The 20,116-nt window shown below is 45.3% G+C and carries 17 protein-coding genes and 2 pseudogenes; 7 read left to right on the top strand and 12 right to left on the bottom strand.

The features are described from left to right. Window positions 1-52: 52 nt before the first annotated feature. Window positions 53-700, bottom strand: a complete 648-nt coding sequence (locus AB4180_RS15770) for a glutathione S-transferase family protein (protein WP_102249909.1) — start codon at window positions 698-700, stop codon at window positions 53-55. Window positions 701-838: 138 nt separating this feature from the next. Between AB4180_RS15770 and AB4180_RS15765 the strand changes: the two genes are divergently transcribed. Beyond that, window positions 839-1,690: a LysR family transcriptional regulator gene (locus tag AB4180_RS15765; RefSeq protein ID WP_102249908.1), complete on the top strand. Its 852-nt coding sequence runs from the start codon at window positions 839-841 to the stop codon at window positions 1,688-1,690. 137 nt (window positions 1,691-1,827) lie between these two features. Here AB4180_RS15765 and AB4180_RS15760 read toward each other — a convergent pair. From AB4180_RS15760 to AB4180_RS15750, 3 genes and pseudogenes are all read right to left on the bottom strand, one after another. Then, window positions 1,828-3,534, bottom strand: a pseudogene (locus AB4180_RS15760) (methyl-accepting chemotaxis protein); the annotation flags it as partial. A 144-nt stretch (window positions 3,535-3,678) separates the two neighbouring features. Further along, a pseudogene (locus tag AB4180_RS15755) lies at window positions 3,679-4,068 on the bottom strand (methyl-accepting chemotaxis protein); the annotation flags it as partial. 407 nt (window positions 4,069-4,475) lie between these two features. After that, on the bottom strand, window positions 4,476-6,263 hold the full coding sequence (locus AB4180_RS15750) for a sigma-54-dependent Fis family transcriptional regulator (RefSeq protein WP_102249906.1): 1,788 nt from the start codon (window positions 6,261-6,263) through the stop codon (window positions 4,476-4,478). A gap of 327 nt (window positions 6,264-6,590) precedes the next feature. On the opposite strand from AB4180_RS15750, the gene AB4180_RS15745 reads away from it, so the two are divergent. Then, the gene (locus AB4180_RS15745) at window positions 6,591-8,111 is read left to right on the top strand and encodes an aldehyde dehydrogenase family protein (protein ID WP_102249905.1); all 1,521 of its coding nucleotides are present in this window, start codon (window positions 6,591-6,593) and stop codon (window positions 8,109-8,111) included. A gap of 143 nt (window positions 8,112-8,254) precedes the next feature. Here the strand turns inward: AB4180_RS15745 and AB4180_RS15740 are convergent, their stop codons facing one another. The 8 genes from AB4180_RS15740 to AB4180_RS15705 all read right to left on the bottom strand — a co-directional run bounded on the left by AB4180_RS15740 (window position 8,255) and on the right by AB4180_RS15705 (window position 15,357). Continuing rightward, window positions 8,255-8,992 carry an NUDIX domain-containing protein gene (locus AB4180_RS15740; RefSeq protein WP_102249904.1) on the bottom strand — a complete coding sequence of 246 codons (738 nt, stop codon included), beginning with the start codon at window positions 8,990-8,992 and terminating at the stop codon, window positions 8,255-8,257. A gap of 236 nt (window positions 8,993-9,228) precedes the next feature. Next, window positions 9,229-9,630, bottom strand: a complete 402-nt coding sequence (locus AB4180_RS15735; RefSeq protein WP_102249903.1) for a hypothetical protein — start codon at window positions 9,628-9,630, stop codon at window positions 9,229-9,231. Between the two features lie 144 nt (window positions 9,631-9,774). Continuing rightward, window positions 9,775-10,107, bottom strand: coding sequence for a multidrug efflux SMR transporter (locus tag AB4180_RS15730; RefSeq protein ID WP_012601126.1), 333 nt, complete (start codon window positions 10,105-10,107; stop codon window positions 9,775-9,777). A gap of 161 nt (window positions 10,108-10,268) precedes the next feature. Then, a complete protein-coding gene (gene fghA / locus AB4180_RS15725) occupies window positions 10,269-11,108 on the bottom strand; it encodes an S-formylglutathione hydrolase (protein WP_102249902.1) in 840 nt (279 codons plus the stop codon). Window positions 11,109-11,262: 154 nt separating this feature from the next. Then, window positions 11,263-12,411: an S-(hydroxymethyl)glutathione dehydrogenase/class III alcohol dehydrogenase gene (locus tag AB4180_RS15720; RefSeq protein ID WP_017099110.1), complete on the bottom strand. Its 1,149-nt coding sequence runs from the start codon at window positions 12,409-12,411 to the stop codon at window positions 11,263-11,265. 557 nt (window positions 12,412-12,968) lie between these two features. Next, on the bottom strand, window positions 12,969-14,147 hold the full coding sequence (dpaL, locus tag AB4180_RS15715) for a diaminopropionate ammonia-lyase (protein ID WP_017099109.1): 1,179 nt from the start codon (window positions 14,145-14,147) through the stop codon (window positions 12,969-12,971). A gap of 126 nt (window positions 14,148-14,273) precedes the next feature. Further along, window positions 14,274-14,657, bottom strand: a complete 384-nt coding sequence (locus AB4180_RS15710) for a RidA family protein (protein ID WP_017095788.1) — start codon at window positions 14,655-14,657, stop codon at window positions 14,274-14,276. A gap of 22 nt (window positions 14,658-14,679) precedes the next feature. Continuing rightward, a complete protein-coding gene (locus tag AB4180_RS15705) occupies window positions 14,680-15,357 on the bottom strand; it encodes a transcriptional regulator (RefSeq protein WP_004732387.1) in 678 nt (225 codons plus the stop codon). Window positions 15,358-15,699: 342 nt separating this feature from the next. Here AB4180_RS15705 and AB4180_RS15700 point away from each other — a divergent pair, with 342 nt between their 5' ends. The 5 genes from AB4180_RS15700 (at window position 15,700) to AB4180_RS15680 (ending at window position 19,910) form a co-directional block, all read left to right on the top strand. After that, the gene (locus AB4180_RS15700; protein ID WP_017099108.1) at window positions 15,700-16,863 is read left to right on the top strand and encodes a Xaa-Pro peptidase family protein; all 1,164 of its coding nucleotides are present in this window, start codon (window positions 15,700-15,702) and stop codon (window positions 16,861-16,863) included. Window positions 16,864-17,004: 141 nt separating this feature from the next. Beyond that, window positions 17,005-18,000 carry a DMT family transporter gene (locus AB4180_RS15695; RefSeq protein WP_017099107.1) on the top strand — a complete coding sequence of 332 codons (996 nt, stop codon included), beginning with the start codon at window positions 17,005-17,007 and terminating at the stop codon, window positions 17,998-18,000. Between the two features lie 3 nt (window positions 18,001-18,003). Continuing rightward, window positions 18,004-18,225 (top strand): hypothetical protein, encoded by a 222-nt coding sequence (locus AB4180_RS15690; protein WP_017099106.1) that lies wholly within the window; start codon window positions 18,004-18,006, stop codon window positions 18,223-18,225. After that, window positions 18,219-18,737 (top strand): DMT family transporter, encoded by a 519-nt coding sequence (locus tag AB4180_RS15685; protein WP_017099105.1) that lies wholly within the window; start codon window positions 18,219-18,221, stop codon window positions 18,735-18,737. Before AB4180_RS15690 ends, AB4180_RS15685 begins: the two co-directional genes overlap by 7 nt. Before the next feature lie 24 nt (window positions 18,738-18,761). Next, complete coding sequence (locus AB4180_RS15680) at window positions 18,762-19,910, top strand: M20 aminoacylase family protein (RefSeq protein WP_102249901.1); 1,149 nt, start codon at window positions 18,762-18,764, stop codon at window positions 19,908-19,910. Window positions 19,911-20,116 lie beyond the last annotated feature (206 nt).

Raw genomic sequence — 20,116 nt, 5'->3', positions numbered from 1 at the left:
ATCTAATAGTGAACGAGTCTCGATATCGCATCGAGACTCTTTTTTAATCTATTTATACCGACTCTCCCGCCTCGTCCTCTTCAACCACATCGGTTTCTAAGCTCGCTTCTGCCAACCATTTTTGTACTGATGGGCTGTTGAGCACACGTTGCTGATACTGTGATGCCTTCTCTGAAAGTTTGATGCCATAGGTTTCTACGCGTAATGCCACAGGTGCAAACATCGCATCGGCAATCGACCATTCACCAAACAACCAACCTTCTGGATATTGTTCCATTTGCGTCGACCATATGGCATCAATACGGGCGATGTCTTTCAATGCCTCTTCACTCAAAGCAAGCTTTCGTTGAGCGCGGCAGTTCATCGGCATTTCATTTCTTACGGCAAAAAATCCAGAGTGCATCTCTGCAGAAATTGCTCGGGCATGGGCGCGTTCTTTCACTGATTTAGGCCATGCTGCGCCGTCCAAGTAGGCTTCGTTGACGTATTCGAGAATCGCCAGTGAATCCCACACCGCAACGTCACCGTCAACCAGGGTTGGAACTTTGGCTGTTGGTGTCACTGAAGCTAGTGTGTCGTAAAAATCAGACGTGAATAGCTTGAGCTTGATGATTTCTGCATTCAGGTTGTAGTTGTCGAATATTAGCCATGCACGCAGTGACCAAGTTGAGTAGTTCTGGTTTCCAATATAAAGCTGCATAGTTGCTTCCTTGCGTTTAGTGTGGATGCTTTGAGACTTAGGGTAAGGTATTGAGCCTTAGGGGCATGCATTTGAGCTTAGGGGATTGTATTGCGGCGCACTAACGGATAATTTTGATGCAATACATTAATAAAAACGATGGGTGGTGATTTCAATATGGATATTGATGCTTTGCGAGGCTTTCTCGCGTTTGTAGAAACCAGTAGCTTTACTCGTGCAGCGAAACAGATCAATCGCACCCAATCGGCATTCAGTGCGCAGATGCGCAAACTGGAAGAAGAACTCAACGTGACCCTTTTCCAGAAAGAAGGCCGTAATCTCGTGCTGACAGAGGCTGGCTTAGCGCTGCGTTCTCATGCGGAGCAGTTGGTCGCCCTCCACAATACCGCCCTCAAGCAAGTAAAGCGTTACGAAGACAAACAACCTCTAAGACTCGGTTGCCCTGAAGACTACAATGACACTATTCTGCCAAAAGTGATTCGCCTGTTGCAGAAAGCAGAACCCACCTGTTCTATTCAAGTATTCAGCCTACCAAGCATTACGCTCAGAGAGTGGTTGGATGATGGCAGGCTTGATGCTGCAATTGTCACCCGAGCGCCTGACAGTGAAGAGGGCTATTGGCTGACCAGTGATGTGGGTGTATGGATAAGCAGCCCAGACTATGTGTTCGATGATTCTAAACCCGTCCCACTAGCCTTGTTTCAGACCGATTGTAAGTATCACGCAGCGGCAGTGAATGGCCTAACTAAACAGGGTACGCCTTATCAGTTGTTGGCGTGCAGTAATACCGCTTCGGCGCAACGTGCCATTGTTAAAGCAGGTTTAGCGATTGGCGCGATGGGTAAGCTGAGTGTGACTTCTGATCTGAACATTCTGGAAGATATGCCACCACTGCCTTCGGTGGATATTGTGCTGATTTTAGCGAGCAAACATCACCCAGTGTTAGACAAAGAAGTGCTTAACCAACTTGTGGAGTTGGACTCCAATTAGATTTTTGCTCGGTGAGGGTAATGTTGAGTGCGGAGCTAAAATAGATAGGCCGAGAACATGGTGTTTCACGAAGAACGTTGCGTTTCTCCGAAAACATAGTGTTTCTCGGCCTAGTTATTGTTAGACGTTGTTGGTAATTAAGAAAGCTTGAACTTACTCAGTTCACCGTGTAAATCACCGGCTTTCACTGTCAGCTCATTACTGATTGCTACTGATGATGTCATGGTGTCCATCACTTCCACTGCTGTGTCATTGATGATAACGACATTGCGGTTAATCTCTTCTGACACAGAGCTTTGCTCTTCAGCCGCGGAAGCGATCTGATTGTTCATGTCATTAATCACTTCAATCGCTTGGTTGATTTCAGACAAGGCTTGATGTGCAGCTTCGGTTTCACTTTTTGTGTTGTTCGCTTGGTTCTGGCTTTGCTCCATCAGTACCACAATAGATTGAGTCTCTTGTTCTAAGCGAGCCAACATAGAGCGAATCTCTTCTGTTGAACCTTGAGTTCGATTCGCTAGGTTACGAACCTCATCAGCAACCACTGCAAAGCCTCGACCAGCCTCACCTGCACGAGCTGCCTCAATCGCTGCATTCAGTGCAAGTAAGTTAGTTTGCTCTGCAATGCCACCAATCTCGCTCAAGATACCCTGAATAGCGGTGCTCGAATCGACTAAGTTCTGTGTTTGTTGCTGCGCATCGTTAACCTGCACAGCTAAGCTGTCTACAGCACTGGCGGCATTGTCCATGCGCGTCATACCATTGAGACTGTTGCTCTGCACTTGGCTTGCTGCTGCCGCTGCTTGAACCGCTGAGTTCGCCACTTCTTGCGCTGTTGCACTCATTTCATTGATAGCGGTGGCAAGTGAGTTCACTTCGTTAACTTGAGAATTCAGCTGGTCACGTGAAACTTCAGCACGAGCTTGGCCTTCTGTCGCGTTTTTATCCACTTGGTCAGCCGTTAGCATCACGGTAAGTAGCATCTCTTGTATGCGAGATAGGAAGGTATTGAACCAGTGTGCAAGCTGAGCGGTTTCATCCTTACCTTTCACTTCAATGCGATAAGTTAAGTCACCTTCACCCTGTGCTGCATCTTTAAAGCGTTCCACTAAGTTGTTCAAAACCTTGCCCAAAGAGTTAGCAATGAATGCCATTGAGGCAATGCCTAGAAGAGCGGCGATGATTCCCGCCCACACACCTTTTTCAAGTGCTTTTGAATTCTGAGCATCACTCCACTCGGTGTAGTCATTGACGCTTTTGGCTAGGTGACTACTAGGAACAGACACCATGACTACCCATGGCGCATCACTGGTATCAATGGCAGTAATCGCGTACTCATCGCCGCCGAAAGTCACAAGACCGGCGCCTTCTCTGTTAGCGATAGACTGAATCTTTGACCATTCAGATTCCAATTCAGAAGAGACTTTTTTACCCACCATATTTCCAGCTCGGCTGTTGGCCAGTGTAATGCCTTTCCATGAAGTGATTAGGATTTTTCCTTGGCCATCAAACAGGTTACGCGCAAGTAACTCACTTTGGCTTTGGAGTTCATGTAGGGATAAATCAAAGCCTAGCGAGCCGATGATTTTTCCGTCATGTTTGATTGGTTGGCTGATGGTGGTAATGAGCTCTTGTTTGCCGCGCACTGAATAAAAATACGGTTCCATCACAAACGTTTTACCCGTTTGATATGGCATTAAGTGCCAGTCATCTTTGCGCTCACCGTTGCTGTTGAGCTCGGTATTGCTAAAGCTTTCCATTGCGACAGCATCAAAGCTGTTCTGGTCATTGGGAGAGAAGAAAGGCGCAAGGTAGCCCTGACTGTTAAAACCTAACTCAGTGTTTGAGCTTAACTCGATGTTTGAGCCAGATTCGATATTCGAGTCTGATTCTGTGTTAATGCTCAGTTCCGTGTTCGAGTCTTGTTGGTTATCTGAAATCAGCGACGTCTCTGAGCCATTTTCGCTGTTCACGTTGAGCTCGTTATTCAAGACAGACTGTTGTGACCATGTCTTATCTTCCCAAACCATGTAACCCGCAAATACAGCTTTGTTTTGTGCTTCCAATGCCGCAGTAAACTGTTTCACGATAAGCTCTGCACTTGCGTCGGTTTCTGAACTTAATTCGATGATTGAGCGCACTTGTTTAAGGTTCGCTAATACGGGGTTGAGCTGGTTAGCGATGTTCAAACCTTGTTGAAGTGCCGTGTTTTGTAAATCCGTAGCAGTGGCCTCTGTCAGCTGCGTTTTTACTTTTTCAGTGACTTGTTTATTCACATCGGTAAATGCGTTGGTCGTCATTCCCATGGCGATTAACAGAGTGAAAGCCATCGCTCCGCCCGCACTCACCGCAATTCGCGTTCGTATACTGTTAAACATATTATCTCTCTAACCAAATAGTGGTAGTTTTTCAGAGATTTTAAACAAGATACGTGAATGGAAAATTCTAAATAATGAACACAATAAGAATAGGGTGATTAAAAATATAAATAGGATGGTATAACGCTCCGGATTATGTCTTTTAGAGAGGAGCTATAAGATAGGTGTATGGCTGTTTTTATTCTATTATCTAATTGTATTTGTTGATATTTTATACTTGATGCCGTTTTTAATTTCCGGGTAAATCAGGAGGTTGTAGTTTGAGGGTGTTCTGGATATATATTACTCATTATATGACATCAGTCACATTTTAATTTCATCCGAAGTGTGGAATACCCACTTAAAAAGTATGTATTTATACTTTGCAGACTAAATTCAAGTAACTGGGCCATTGATCATCTTGATTATTAAAGAATCCCCAAGCTCTTTAGCTTTCGATAAATGGTATTGCGGCTGATCCCCAGTATTCTCGAAGTCTTGCTGATGTTGCCTTGGTTCGCTTGATAGGTTTGTAGCAAAGTTTCCTCAACGGTACTTCTTAAATCGTTATTCGTTGTGCCTTTGGTGGTATTTTGAGTCGTCAGTTGATGCTGATTATCTTGCGCTAATAACGTGAGATGTTGAGCAAGGTGGCTAGGCACATGCTCGAGTGTGAGTTGTGGTTCATCATTCGCCAGTAGGGCAGCAACCTTAAGTAAGTTGTCCAATTCGCGGATATTACCCGGCCATGAATAGGCGCACAGCAAACTCATGAGGTGTGGGCAAATTGATTGTTCACCCTCGGCGTATTTACGATGAATATGCTCGATTAAGGCGTGCTTGTCTTGTCGATGTTGCAGGCTTGGTAAAGTGAAGGCCAAGCCATTCAGGCGATAAAAGAGATCTTGTCGAAATTCTCCAGTTGCGACTAGCTGCTCTAGGTTTTTATGAGTCGCGGCGATGATCTGACAATCGACTTGGTAGCTTTGGTTCGAACCCACAGGCACAACGGACTTATCTTGCAGAACATGCAGCAAGCGACACTGAGCCTCCAATGGCATGTCGGCAATTTCATCGAGAAACAGAATTCCCTTGTCTGCTTGGCGGATCTTACCTTGGAAACCTTTGTGGCTTGCGCCCGTAAAAGCGCCCGGCGCGTAGCCAAACAGCTCAGATTCGATAAGATCTTTCGGCAGCGCACCGCAATTTACCGCCACCAAGGGCGACGATTTACGTTGGCTTTGCTTGTGTAACGCTTTAACAAACTCGCCTTTACCAACCCCTGTTTCTCCTAAGATTAATAGGCTGATCCCTTTGTCGATTACCTTGTTGGCTTGCTGCCAAGCATGTTCAATTTGTTGTTCGCCATGGTGCAAATCGCACGATGCTGAAATGGAACGCGTGCGTTTTGCAGTTGGTTGTTTGAGGTGCTGTTTCTCAAATACAAAGGGTGCATCAAATGAGTCTCGATTGAAGAGAGTCTCGATGCATTCGCCAACGATCGAGGTTTGATCCAACAGTTGAGAGGCAACCTGATTGTGCGCTACTACTTCGCCAGCTTCATTGGCTATCACAATTCCTTGCCAACCACTGTGTAATAACGATTTCTCACACGCGAGGTCGATTCGAGTGGTGCCTTGTGGGATATGACTTAACATCTGATTTTCAATAAGCTGAACCATATTTTGAACCAGCAATTGCACTGAACTGTCGTGTTGCTGCTGATCACTGGTGATGTCCAATACCCCAACCATTTGACCTTGATGATCGAATACCGGGCTTGCTGAACAACTGATAAATCGATGCTGGTGGATGAAGTGTTGTTCGCCAATGATGGATACGGGCTTGGCTTCAACAATGGCGGTGCCAATCGCGTTAGTGCCTTTGAGTTGTTCCTGCCAACACGCTCCAGAGCTGAGTGCAATTGACGTCAGCTTCTCCTTAAACCGCTCCTGTCCCCAACTCGCAAGAATAACGCCCTCAATATCGGTCAAAATCAAACGACTGTCAGTGCGTGCAAACATCTGATTAAACAGAGGTAGAGCATTACGTTCGACTATTTGAATTAAGTCAGACGATTGATGACGTCGCTGTTTAAGAATCGATTGTGGTAGGCGAATGTCGTCGGGAAGTCGTCTCTGTTTTAGACCCGCTTCTGTGCTGCGGTGCCAAGAGGATGAAAGCCAATCTGAGGTGTTTGCTTGTTGAAGGTGCATGACTGTTCCATGTCGTAACAGTGAGGGTGTACCAATTTGGAACAGTTGAACACTGGAGTACTTTCCAGACGTCCGTTCAATGCCAACTCACTTAGGGTTGTAAACGTTTGGTAATCATAGTTTTACAATTTATTAACAACAAGTTTTGAAGTTCTGGCGTGTGATTTGCGTTGTTACTGTTGTGAAGAAAACACGAAGTATCAGTGTTTTAAACAGAAATTATAAACATGGGCGTCTTGTCATGAGTTCTTTTCTCAAGACGAGCAGCCACAAAAATAAGAAAGCTCTAGCTCAATAACGAAGAACAAATCAAAGAAGGATCTAACTATGATTTACGCACAGCCGGGTAGTGATAACGCAGTGGTTAACTTTAAAGCGCAATACGATAACTTTATCGGTGGTGAGTGGGTGAAGCCTGTCAGCGGCGAGTATTTTGATAACACTTCCCCAGTAAATGGTCAGGTGTATTGCCAAGTCGCGCGCTCAACAGAGGCCGACATTAGCTTGGCACTCGATGCCGCGCATGCTGCTCGTGCAAGTTGGGCTTCGACCTGTGTGACTGAGCGTTCGAACATTCTGCTTAAAATTGCCGACCGCATTGAAGCGAACCTAGAAGAAATCGCAGTCGCCGAGACGTGGGAAAACGGCAAGCCTGTGCGTGAAACTTTGGCAGCAGACATTCCTTTGGTTGTCGATCACTTCCGTTATTTCGCGGGTTGTATTCGTGCGCAAGAAGGCAGCGCAGCAGAGCTCGATTCAAACACGGCGAGTTACCACTTCCCTGAACCAATTGGTGTAGTCGGCCAGATCATTCCTTGGAACTTCCCGATTTTAATGGCGGCTTGGAAACTGGCACCTGCACTGGCTGCGGGCTGTTGTGTGGTGATGAAGCCAGCCGAGCAAACACCGACCTCGATTTTGGTGATGATGGAGAAGATCGCCGATCTTCTGCCTGCAGGCGTAGTCAACATCGTGAATGGTTTTGGTCGTGAAGCGGGTCAAGCGTTAGCAACCAGCGATCGTTTGGCGAAGCTAGCATTTACCGGTTCGACAGAAGTCGGTCACCACATTCTGAAATGTGCCGCAGAAAGCCTAATTCCATCAACGGTTGAGCTTGGCGGTAAGTCTCCAAACATCTACTTCCCAGACATCTTTAACCATGAAGACGAATACCTTGATAAGTGTGTTGAAGGCATGCTGCTTGCGTTCTTCAACCAAGGTGAAGTGTGTACTTGTCCATCACGTGTGTTGATTCATGAATCGGTATACGACAAGTTCATCGCCAAGGTGGTCGAGCGTGCTCAAACGATTAAACAAGGTAACCCGCTAGATACCGAGACTCAGGTTGGCGCACAAGCTTCAAAAGAGCAGTTTGATAAGATCTTGAGCTACCTAGAAATCGGTCGTCAAGAAGGCGCAAAAGTGCTAACAGGCGGTGAAATCGCGCAGCAACCAGATGATCTCGGCAACGGTTACTACATTCAGCCAACCATGCTGGAAGGGCACAACAAGATGCGTGTATTCCAAGAGGAGATCTTTGGCCCTGTTATCGCAGTAACGACGTTTAAAGACGAAGCGGAAGCGTTAGAAATCGCTAACGATACCGAGTATGGCTTAGGTGCAGGCGTATGGACGCGTGATGCAAACCTAGCGTATCGCATGGGTCGTAACATTGAAGCGGGGCGTATTTGGGTGAACTGTTACCACGCTTACCCAGCTCATGCCGCGTTTGGTGGTTACAAAAAATCGGGCATTGGCCGTGAGACACACAAGATGATGCTCGACCACTACCAAAATACTAAGAACCTGTTGATCAGCTACGATACTAATCCGTTGGGCTTCTTCTAATACAGGTTCGTTCTAAAAGTATGAGAATGAATCATGGGTACAAAGAATAACTAACAACGCAGTAGGCTTAATTAAGAAAAACAAAAGCTAGAAACCAAAACGCCCAATTCAATTGAGTTGGGCGTTTTTATGCTTGAATCGTTCTAGTTTTGCGAAAAGAAGATCTCGGGCTTGTGAGTTGGGCCAGAATTACCTTCTAGATGAGTAAGCTCTAATCCTTGTTTCCCTATCAGAGAACCGACTAATTGGCGGTTAAACGGGTAACTGTCAGGGTTGTTAATGTACTCTTCAACATCAACCCATTTAGCCTCTGCAATTTCATCAGTGTCTTGAATCGCGATCTCTTGAGTTTGAGCAATAAGGTGACAAATAAAGTAGAGGTTCGATTTGCCAAATTGATATGGGTGTCTTGTTGCCATGCCAACCACAGAAACGAACGTTGCCTCGATACCTGTCTCTTCCAAGGTTTCACGAACAACCGATTCCTCAATACCTTCACCCAACTCAATATGGCCGCCAGGTAATTTGTAGCCCGTCATACCGTGCTCTTTAATCATCAGCACTTGATTGTGTTCGTTAGTGATCAATGCGCCTGCACCCAAGGTGTGGGTGGGGATGAAAGGCACAAACTCGACAATCTCAGATTTATGGATCAGCGTAATTTCGTCTTCCAAACAGTTGTGAAACACAAAGCCAAGCTCAGTCGCCACAGGAATAAGGTGCGAGAGAGAAATAGGCAAACTAATCCAAATGATGCCTTTGTTATTCTGCTTTGAAAATTCGGTGATCTCGCTGAGTTCGGCATTGAATGAATCAGCATCGTGAGGGGCGGTTGCTGGGTCAATGATGATGCCGTTAAATTTGTCGAGCGTAAATTCCACGAGTGATCCTTTGTTATTTTTGATTTATTGAGCGTCGAGCATAATCTGAGCTTATAACATCTTAAGGGCTTATAAAACCTGCTCTGCTTGTAGCATTTTTAAGAGCACGGCAGTGGTGGGTAAAAAGTGAGGGAGAGTTTAAGGCGGGCGGCTTGAAACAAAAATTTCGCTAGAAACAAAAACTGCGCTTGGAAGCCAAAGCGCAGTTTTAAAATAGGGTTTATTTGGATTCGACTCTAACGAATATAGTTCGCATCAACACTCACGTACCAGTGCTGCAGTTTGCCGTCTGCCTTTTTGATCCACAAATCGTTGGTGTAGCTTTCGATCTTACCGTTAACGGTTAAACTGAACGTGTTCTCGTCGAATTCGCCAAGCTTCACGAACTGGTCTGTGGTAATCAGGAACGGGTCCATGTCGTCCACGCCAACCACATCTGAAATCACATAGTAGTGGTAAGTCAGCGGCTTGCTCGCATCATTCGGGTTGCTGCGATACGCCACAAGCTTGAATGGTTCCGTTAATGGAAGGTCGAGCGTTTGCTTGTCCATGATCGCTGGAGTCGGGATAAACAGCCAAGCGGTAAACAGACCGCTTAATAAAACCATCAGGAAGAAAAGAGTCTTAATTGCTTTCATAGCAACCTTCAAAATAGGTGATGTAGAAGACGCTATGGTAACAGGTTTGATTTGCCGATTGTAAGAGTATGAATAAGTGAAGGCGACACTGTCTGTTAGGAAACTTGAACGAATTGACACACTGTTCATAAGTCACTATCTACACTAGTGCGAGTGACCTTGAGATAGGTTGATCATCACAACACCTGCTGCCACAAATAACATACCAACCCACACCATAGTATCGAGGTGCTGGCGGTAAACAAACGTAGAAATCAAGCTCACGGTTACGATAGCCAAGCCCGCCCATAAAGAGTGAACCACACCTACAGGCATCCCTTTCATTGCTTGGCTCAAAAATAGAAATGCCGCCAAATGTCCTGAAATCACCAATAGAGCAGGGATGGGTTTAGATAAGCTGAAACCGTCGGTTGCTTTAAGTGCTACGTGAGAAAGTGCTTCCGCCATCACGCCCATCATTAAGAAAAACCAGCTCATAGTCGTACCTTTTCGTTGTATTGTTTTTTGTTGGTATAGCGGGGTATTTGAAAGTGTTAATCGTTGTTGCTGCTCTTTAGTAACAGCGTATTTGGCCAAACAGCAGGCACAAAAAAGCCCACACCTCACGCTTTTGCAAGGTGTGGGCTAAATCGGTGTGACTACTTGTTTAGGTAAGCAGCATGGAACTCAATGTGTTCATCAATAAAGCTAGAGATGAAGTAGTAGCTGTGGTCGTAACCTGGCTGCATACGTAGCTCTAAATCGGCATTGGTTACCTTAGCTGCTTCGACCAATTGCTCAGGCTTTAGCTGCTCAATTAGGAAGTTGTCCGCTTCGCCTTGGTCTACCAACATTGGCAGCTTAGTGCCTTTGGTTTTTAGAAGCTCAAAGGCATCGTAGTGTTTCCATTCTTCAATATCTAAGCCTAGATATTGGTTGAATGCTTTTTGTCCCCAAGGGCATTGCATTGGGTTGGTGATTGGGCTGAATGCCGAGATAGAACGGTAGTTATCTTCGTTCTTAATACCAATCGTTAGGGCACCGTGTCCGCCCATGCTATGACCAGAAATCGATTTCACTGAAGTCACAGGGAAGAAAGACTCAATAAGTGCTGGTAGCTCTGTTACCACGTAATCGTACATGTGGTAATGGCTGTCCCATGGTGCTTGAGTGGCATTCACATAGAAGCCTGCACCTTGGCCGAGATCGTAGCTTTCATCGTCGGCAACGCCTTCGCCGCGTGGGCTTGTATCAGGTGCAACAATAGCAATGCCTTGCTCAGCCGCGGCTTTGAACGCGCCGGCTTTTTGCATGAAGTTTTCATCGGTACAGGTTAAGCCTGATAACCAATACAAAACAGGAACTGGGTTTTCTTTGCTTGCGTTAGGCGGCAAGAAAATCGCAAAACGCATGTTGCAGTCAAGCGTTGCAGAAAAGTGGGTGTATTGTTTGTGCCAACCACCAGCAACCTTTGCTTGGCTAATGTTTTCGATTGTCATCTATTGTGCTCCGTTAGGTTGATGGTTTTAGGAGTAACTTGTCTATGTCATTTAAAGTTTCACCACCCACCGGGCAGGAGGTGGTGAAGACAGTTTGTTGCTTTTCATTTATAACTTTGGCCTCGATGCTCGAAAGAATCGAGGCCAAGGAGAATTATTTATCCATGTGTAGAACAGTACGGATAGATTCACCTTTGTGCATTAGGTCGAATGCTTCGTTTACGTCTTGCAGACCCATTGTGTGAGTGATGAACTCTTGAAGACCAAACTCACCTGCCATGTAGCGGTTAACGATTTCTGGAAGCTCAGAGCGGCCTTTAACACCACCGAAAGCAGAACCACGCCATACACGACCAGTCACTAGTTGGAATGGACGAGTTGCAATCTCTTGACCTGCACCCGCAACACCAATGATTACTGATTCGCCCCAACCTTTGTGGCAGCACTCAAGTGCTTGACGCATCACGTTTACGTTACCAATACACTCAAAAGAGTACTCAACACCACCGTCTGTCATCTCAACGATAACGTCTTGGATTGGTTTGTCGAATTTAGTTGGGTTGATGCAGTCAGTCGCGCCAAGCTGTTTTGCTAGCTCGAATTTGCTCTCATTGATATCAACACCGATGATGCGGTCAGCACCAGCCATGCGAGCACCAATGATTGCAGAAAGACCGATACCGCCTAGGCCGAATACAGCAACGTTGTCGCCTTTTTCAACTTTAGCTGTGTTTAGTACAGCGCCCATACCTGTTGTTACACCACAACCTAGAAGACAAACTTCTTCAAGTGGTGCTTCTTTGTTTACTTTCGCTAGAGAGATTTCTGGAAGTACTGTGTACTCAGAGAAAGTAGAGCAACCCATGTAATGGAAAATCGTTTCGCCATTGATAGAGAAGCGGCTTGTACCGTCTGGCATTAGGCCTTTACCTTGCGTTTCACGAACCGCTTGGCATAGGTTAGTTTTACCAGATTTACAGAACTTACATTCGCCACATTCAGCTGTGTAAAGTGGGATAACGTGGTCGCCAATCTCAACACTTGTAACGCCTTCGCCGATCATCTCAACGATACCGCCACCTTCGTGACCAAGGATTGAAGGGAAGATACCTTCTGGATCGTCACCTGATAATGTGAATGCGTCAGTGTGACAAACACCAGTAGCAACGATGCGAACTAGAACCTCACCAGCTTTAGGAAGTTGTACATCAACTTCTTCCATTTTTAGTGGCTCGCCAGCTGCCCATGCAACCATTGCTTTTGATTTGATATGAGTTTGACCAGGTTTAATTTCGATTGTCATTGGATGTTTCCTATATATGTCAGTACAGCGGATAACCGTGCAATTAAATTCAACCCGTTAAGCGTAGTTGAGCTTAATTGTTTCCGCTCTCTCGTTTTGTTGGAGCCAGTATAGGTGCGAGTGAATGTTTTGATAATCCCCTTAAATAGAAAATTATTATTACGTATTTGTAATAATCGGTGTGTTCAGAGGAGTTCGGAGAGAGGGGGATTACTCAGAAAATCTAAGGACACAGTAAACAGGAACTATGTAGGTAAGACATTTATTAGAAACAAATGGGACGTAATTTAATAGCCTATGTGATTTGGTGTGGTGGTCATCAACTTGTTTAGAGTTTTGTGAGTTATTAAGGGCTCTAACTCATTTCTGCCCCAAAATCATTTAGAGTAAATGCTCATCTCGAAACCAGTATGATCTGCCTAGCCAATATTTTCTAATGTTATGTCGCGTGTTGTAAAATATGTGAACATCAGTCCAACTTGGTGATGAGACAAAGATTTAACGAAAAGCCACAGTGAATACCGTGGCTTTATTATTGAAGTTGTGGAGTTTTTTAGTTAGCTAGAGTGGTGTAAGCCGTTCCAAACAATGTCTCGGTATCGCGGTTGGTTGGTGTCACCTTCAGTGCTAAATAGCATGATGGTTGCGTCTTGGTTTAAACCTAGCTCATCACGTACTGCTTGGTCTGCGCCCTCTCGGCAAAGTTGGTAAAGAAGGCCTAGTGTAATCGCACCTGACTCACCGCTGATGATTTGGCTGTCACCTTGTAGTGGGTTACCTAGAACACGCATCCCGTTTGCTGAAATACTGTCATCAACCGAGATAAAGTAGTTACTGCAATCACGCAATACTGGCCATGTCACTGGGTTTGGTTCACCACACGCAAGGCCCGCCATGATTGAGTTCAACTCACCAGTTACGTTGACCATTTCGCCTTTCTCGCCTGAGCGGAAAATACAATCTGCGGCTGCTGGCTCTGCAATGATGGTTTCAAATGTATCTGCGCCTAGCTTGTCTGCAAGGTAGCCTAATATGCCGCCTGCCATTGCACCTACGCCTGCTTGTAAGAATACGTGAGTTGGAGCGCTAAATTCTTGCTCTTGAACTTGCTCGACGGCTTCGTCTGCCATGGTCATGTAACCTTGAGAGATCCATGTTGGGATCTCTTCATAGCCATCCCATGCTGTGTCTTGAACTAGCATCCAACCGTTGTCTTGAGCGGTTTGGTTTGCCATGCGTACCGTGTCGTCGTAGTTAACTTCCGTCACGATACACTCTGCACCTAAACCTTGAATGCGGTTAACACTGGCTTGAGACGAGCCTTTTGGCATATAAACCACAGCTTTTTGGCCCATTTCACGAGCCGCCCACGCGACACCAGTGCCATGGTTACCCGCTGTTGCTGTCGTAAATACAAGTGGCTTATCCAGTTTTGAAGCAACGGTTTTAAGGTTGATCTCAGAAATATCAATGCCAAGGTGTTTTGCCAATTGGCGACCCAGAGCGTAAGAACCGCCGAGTACCTTGAATGCATTCAAACCGAAGCGTTTTGATTCGTCTTTTACTAGGAGCGCTTTAACACCAAGGTGATTAGCAAGATTAGGAAGAGAGACAAGTGGCGTTGGTTGGTAACCTTCGATCTGACGGTGAAACTCACGCGCTTGTTGCGCTTGAGATGCAGTGAATAGCTCGCAAACTTGTCCAGTGTAGAATGAATTTTTTGATAGTTTTAACATAGGGCACACTTAGATACAGGCAGAGGAATTAAAGGCCATCAAGCGATGTTCAATGACCTTACTTTGTCGTTAATAACATTACATAGTTATTTTTTGCTATACGCAGTCACTAAAAGCAATACGTGATTACTTGATGTAAGCGATCGCTTCAACTTCGACTAGTGCGTCTTTTGGCAAACGAGCGGCTTCAACACAAGAGCGTGCTGGCGCGTTCTCTGTACCAAATACTTCCGTGTACACCTCGTTAAATGCAACGAAGTTTTCCATATCAGATAGGAAACATGTGGTTTTAATAACGGTATTCAGTGAACCACCACTTTGTTCCAAAACTGCTTTTAGATTTTCTAGTGACATACGAGCTTGCTCTTTGATGCCACCTTCAACAAACGCCATTGTTTTTGCATCAAGCGGTAATTGACCTGAAGTGAAGATTAGGTCTTTGAATGCCATACCTTGAGAGTAAGGGCCGATTGCTGCTGGTGCTAGATCTGTATGGATTTTTGTTTTCATTTCGTTTCTCTTTATAGGATTTCTATGCTCTAAACTCGCGGATGTATTTGTAAATAGCGTGGCGAGTAATACCAAGACGCTCAGATACGAATGCTGTCGCCTCTTTTAATTCGAAAATACCGTTCTCAAGCAACTGCTTAGTAATGGCTTTGTTTCGACCTTTTAAGTTGACTGACTCATCGTTGTCGACTTCAAAAATAGCGTGCTCAAGCGCTTGCTCAATCACTTCTGTTGTTGAAGCTCCAAAGTTCTCATGCACACCCACAGGGGCATGAGCCATGTCTGGCATTAAAGTTTTTATGATCTCAGGAAACGGGTGAGACAAGTTCATATTGATACAGAACAGCCCAATTGGTTTGCCATTTTCTCCAGCTAGCACACAGGTCGTAGACTTAAGTAACGATCCATCTTTGCTGGTGGTGAAGTAACTCTTTGGCGTGACCTCACCAGTGCTCTCAAACACACTCAGCATCTTCAGCCCCAAATCGGTGATAGGTGACCCTACTTCTCGACCCGTGTGGTGTCCGTTCACTATCTTCACTACCGACTTTTCAAAGCTCTCGAATGAATGAATCACAACCTCACAGTGCGGACCAATAAAGTCGGCAATGGTTTCGGCTAAGCGAAAGTTCAGTGCGAGATGCTCTCTGTCATTGTCGGTGAATTCTACGTTAAACGATTTATATGCTGATGCGTTCATTTTAGACCACTATTGTTAACTTTAATTGCCTTTCATTATCTTTGGTTACTCGATGCATTTCAAGTTGCCAATTAACTTTATGTAACTATAAGACTATATATCCGCTTCCTACACAAGTCTAAAGTTACAAATAAGTACCTAAAGTTGATCGTAATCAACTATATTTCCAGTTTTAGATGTTTTCTGATCACTATAGTTAACCCTAAGATCTTGGTCACATTATTTAACTTAAATGTCAGTAAGATGCTCACCGTAACGTAAACAAAATTGAACTATAGGGTTGGTTACTGGTTGTGAAGAGCAGCCGAAGTGCCTACCTAAATACAATAATTAGAGGTTCCAATGACTAACTACCTAAACCGCGGCTTCAAACAAGCTGAGTTTGAACACAGAACATCACGCGCTCAAAAAGTCATGCATGAGATGAATCTGGATGCGATGATTTTCACAACCGAGCCAAACGTTCGCTACTTCACTGGCTTCCACACTCAGTTTTGGCATAGCCCAACTCGTCCATGGTTTGTCATCGTTCCTGCAGAAGGAAAGCCGATTGCGATTGTTCCTGAAATCGGAGCAAGTGGTATGGCGGGAACATGGGTCGACAACATTATTACTTGGCCTTCTCCTCGTCCTGAAGATGATGGCATTAGCTTAGTTGCTAGCGCATTGAACTCTTTGCCTTGTCGTCATGGCCGAGTAGGCGCAACGCTGGGCATTGAATCTCACCTACGTATGCCGGTGAACAACTACTTGAAATTAACCACCATGGTTAAGAAAGACTTTGTTGATGTGTCTTTAGCAATGCATGAACTTCGTCAGATCAAATCACAAGCTGAAATTGAGAAAACACGTGAAATCTGCCGCATTACTAACGTTGGGTTTAGCAAGATTCCGGGTTACGCAAAAGCCGGCATGACCGAGCGTGAAATCTGTAAACAGTTCCGTATCGATATGTTGTTAGAAGGTGCGGACGAATGCCCTTACATCATCGCAGGCTCAGGGCCAGATGGTTATGACAGCATCATCATGGGTCCTACCGATCGCATCATTGAACCGGGAGATGTGTTGATCATCGATACGGGTGCTGTACGCGATGGTTATTTCTCTGATTTCGACCGTAACTGGGCATTTGGTCATGCAAGTGAGCAAACCAAAGCGGCATACCGCGCTACTTACGAAGCGACCACGAAAGGCTTTGAGGCTGCGAAACCGGGCGCAACCACGACTGACATCTACAACGCGATGTGGGGAGTATTAGAAGCCAATGGTGCATTGGGCAACGACGTTGGTCGTCTTGGTCATGGTTTAGGTATGGAGCTGACAGAGCGCCCGTCTAACACGGCTACCGACAACACAGTACTTAAGCCGGGTATGGTGATGACATTAGAACCGGGCATGGTTTACGCACCGGGTAAGTCAATGGTTCACGAAGAGAATATCGTGATTACTGAAGACGGCGCTGAATGGTTAAGCAAACGCGCAGAGCCAGAACTGATCATTATTTAGCTCAAAACTTAACACCTTACAAATTTAACACCCTACAAAAGCTGGCTCTGGACTCCAGAGTCAGCACATAAAAATTATAAAAAAACTGGGCGGTGATGCATCGCTCTTATTCAATAAGAAATAAGATTACGGAAGATAAAAATGAACACAACAAACAGAGACACATTTTTAGGATGGACTGCCGCCATTGCCGTTGCCTGTATCTGGGGCGTAACAGGGGTGGTCTCTAAGCCGCTTTCTATGGCTGTTGATCCGATGACATTGGTATTTTTCCGCTACGTTACCGCGGTAATTGGCCTATCAATCATTTTCTTTTTTACATCACGTAGCAAAAACTTAAGTGCAGACTTAGGTTCTTCATTAAAGATCGATACCAAAGATATTGGACGTATTGCGCTTTGCGGCATCGTGGGACAAGGGGTTTTCTCACTTTTTAATTTCCTTTCTCTTTCTCATATTGGTGCGACTGAAAACGGTGTTATCCAAGGTATGCAGCCGTTCGCGACAGTCTTCTTCGGTATGATGTTTATGAACTTCCGTATGAACAAGATTCAGTGGGGCGCTTTCATCGCATCTGCAGTTTGTATTTACGCAATGAGTGTCGGGCCAACAAACACCATTGAAGGCGGTACTCCGCTGCTGGGTTATGTTTACGTGACATGCTCGATGCTGGCTTTAGCGTGGACGGCACATTTACGTGCTAGCTTAGCGGACAAATACGGCTCAGTGGTTTCCATGCTGTACCAATACATTTCGGTTGCTGTGATGGGCATTATCGTTGTGTTGACCATGGGCTTGGACTTGTCTCAGATTTACATTATTTTCTCTAGCCCGCTGTTGATTGCACTGCTTATTTTCTTAGGTACAGGCATTTCTGGTGGTAGCTACTTGATTCAATTGTATTCTTTCAAGCGTATCGGTGTAGAAAAGGCAACGATGGCATTAAACCTCATGCCTTTGGTTGGCTACTTAGTGGCGGTTTTAACACTTGGCGAACAGATGGCAATGGGCAAAACCATCGTTGTTTCATTAATTGTGGTCGCACTTTACGTGTTCACGAAGTTTGAGACAAAGCAGGAAGAACAATCTTCAGAAAATTTAGCGTGCGATAAAAAAGCAACACCAGAAGCGAGCTAAGTGATGAAATCAGTGACTAAAGGTTGGATTGCAGCGATTGGAGTAGGGTTGTTATGGGGTTCAGAGGGCGCATTAGCTACCTTGCCATTACAAACCATTGATGCGCGATTGTTGGTGTGGCTACGCTACATGATGGCATTCTTTGTTTTATCTTTAGTCCTGATTTTCTCGGCAATGATCCACAAGAAAACTCAAAGCAAACCGAAGTTGGCGTCAGCATGTTAGTGCTAGCTCCTCCGTTTACGTCTCAAGATAGAGGAGTAAACATCGGGCTCCTGATTTGTCTATTGAGTGTGCTGAGCTTTGCGTCGGTGACTCATTTGCGCGCTCAGCTTGCAGAAAAATACGGTGCAACTTGCACCATGCATTATCAATTTGGTTTTGCGGCGGTTGGATTTTTCATTTACTTACTGGTTGCAGGCCCCGATGTACCAAGCCTGTTACTAGTGATTCACCCTTCTTGGTCGTTACTCTGCATTATCGTGCTAGGTGGCTTTGTATCAGGGCTGGGCTACATCGCATACATATACGGCATAGAGCGTGTTGGTGTTGAAGGCAGCAGTATGGCTTTAAACCTCATCCCTATGTCTGCATTTTTCATCGCTGTTTTGGTGTTTGGCGAACCCATCACACCTTTTAGGACGCTGGCTGCTGGCTTGATTATTGTAGCAATGATGCTGTTTGCAGCATCCAACAAGTCCCGCGGGATGACACCTAAAACAGTTTTAACAAATTAATTTTAAGTATTTATTGGAGTTTCCATGACTAACATTGCCAACGTTACAGAATGGCGCCGCCATTTACATCAGTATCCAGAGTTCGGTACTGAAGAGTTCATAACATCTGAATTCGTAGCGAACAAGCTCGAAGAGTTCGGCATTGAAGTTCACCGCGGTATTGGCGGAACAGGTGTGCTTGGAATTCTGAAAAATGGCACAAGCGATCGCTCGATTGGTCTACGTGCGGATATGGATGCGCTGCGCATTCATGAACAGAACACTTTTTGTCACGCTTCAAAACATGAAGGAGCGATGCACGCTTGTGGACATGATGGCCATACCGCGATGCTACTGGGTGCGGCGCAAGAGTTAGCAACCAGTAAGCAATTTGATGGCACTGTATACTTCATTTTCCAACCAGATGAAGAGCGAGGCACAGGAGCGAAAGCGATGATCGCTGATGGCCTGTTCACTCGTTGGAATATGGATGCGATTTACGCTATGCATAACTTACCGGGTATCCCAGAAGGTAAATTTGTGACTCGTCCAAGCTCGCTTATGGCAAGTGAAAGCAGTTTTGAGATTGTGATCAAAGCGACGGGCGGCCACGCGGCGATGCCACACATGGGAACCGATCCGATTGTTGTTGGAGCTCAGGTGGTCACAGCACTGCAAACCATCGTTTCGCGTAATTTGAGCGCCATTGATGAGACGGCGGTTATCTCGGTGACTAACTTTGTTACCAATGGAACCGTGAATGTGATTCCTTCGCAAGTGACTATTTCTGGTGACACTCGCAGCTTTACCGATCAAGCATTGCATAAAATTGAGAAAGCGATTGAGCGTGTCGTCGCTGGCCAGTGCATGTCAGCAGGTGTTGATTATCAATACCACTTCAACAACAGCTTCTTATCAACGATTAACACGCCTGAAGAGACGGCTCATGCAGTGAAAGCGGCACAAGCGGTTGTTGGTGAAGATAATGTGAATGGAGCTTGTGAACGCTTCACCATCAGTGAGGATTTCTCGTTCATGTTACGCGAAGTAAAAGGGTGCTATGTGCTAGTTGGGAATGGTGTTGGTGAATGTGGAGGTACTGCTCTTCATAACCCGCATTATGATTTTAACGATAATATTTTGGAACACGGTGTTGGGTTCTGGAAGACGCTTGTAGAGCAACAGTTATCATAACAAGCAGATATCCTTGAGTCTGTATTGCTCATAATGCAACTTAGGCTACTGTAACGAAAACTAACTGTGGCATACTAAAGTTAGCGGCTTTCTGCAAAATTTTGCAATACTTGATGTTATTTATGGTTTGCTAAATTAGGGAGGTCGTTAACTGGCTTTGTTGCGTAATTAAATTTAAAGATAGAACTACCCCGTTTCGCGTATTT

The organism is Vibrio sp. 10N.286.49.C3 (genome assembly GCF_041469545.1).
GTDB lineage: Bacteria > Pseudomonadota > Gammaproteobacteria > Enterobacterales > Vibrionaceae > Vibrio > Vibrio tasmaniensis_A.
The sequence above is the reverse complement of the archived record's forward strand: the minus strand, read 5'-3'. Positions and strand labels throughout refer to the sequence as shown.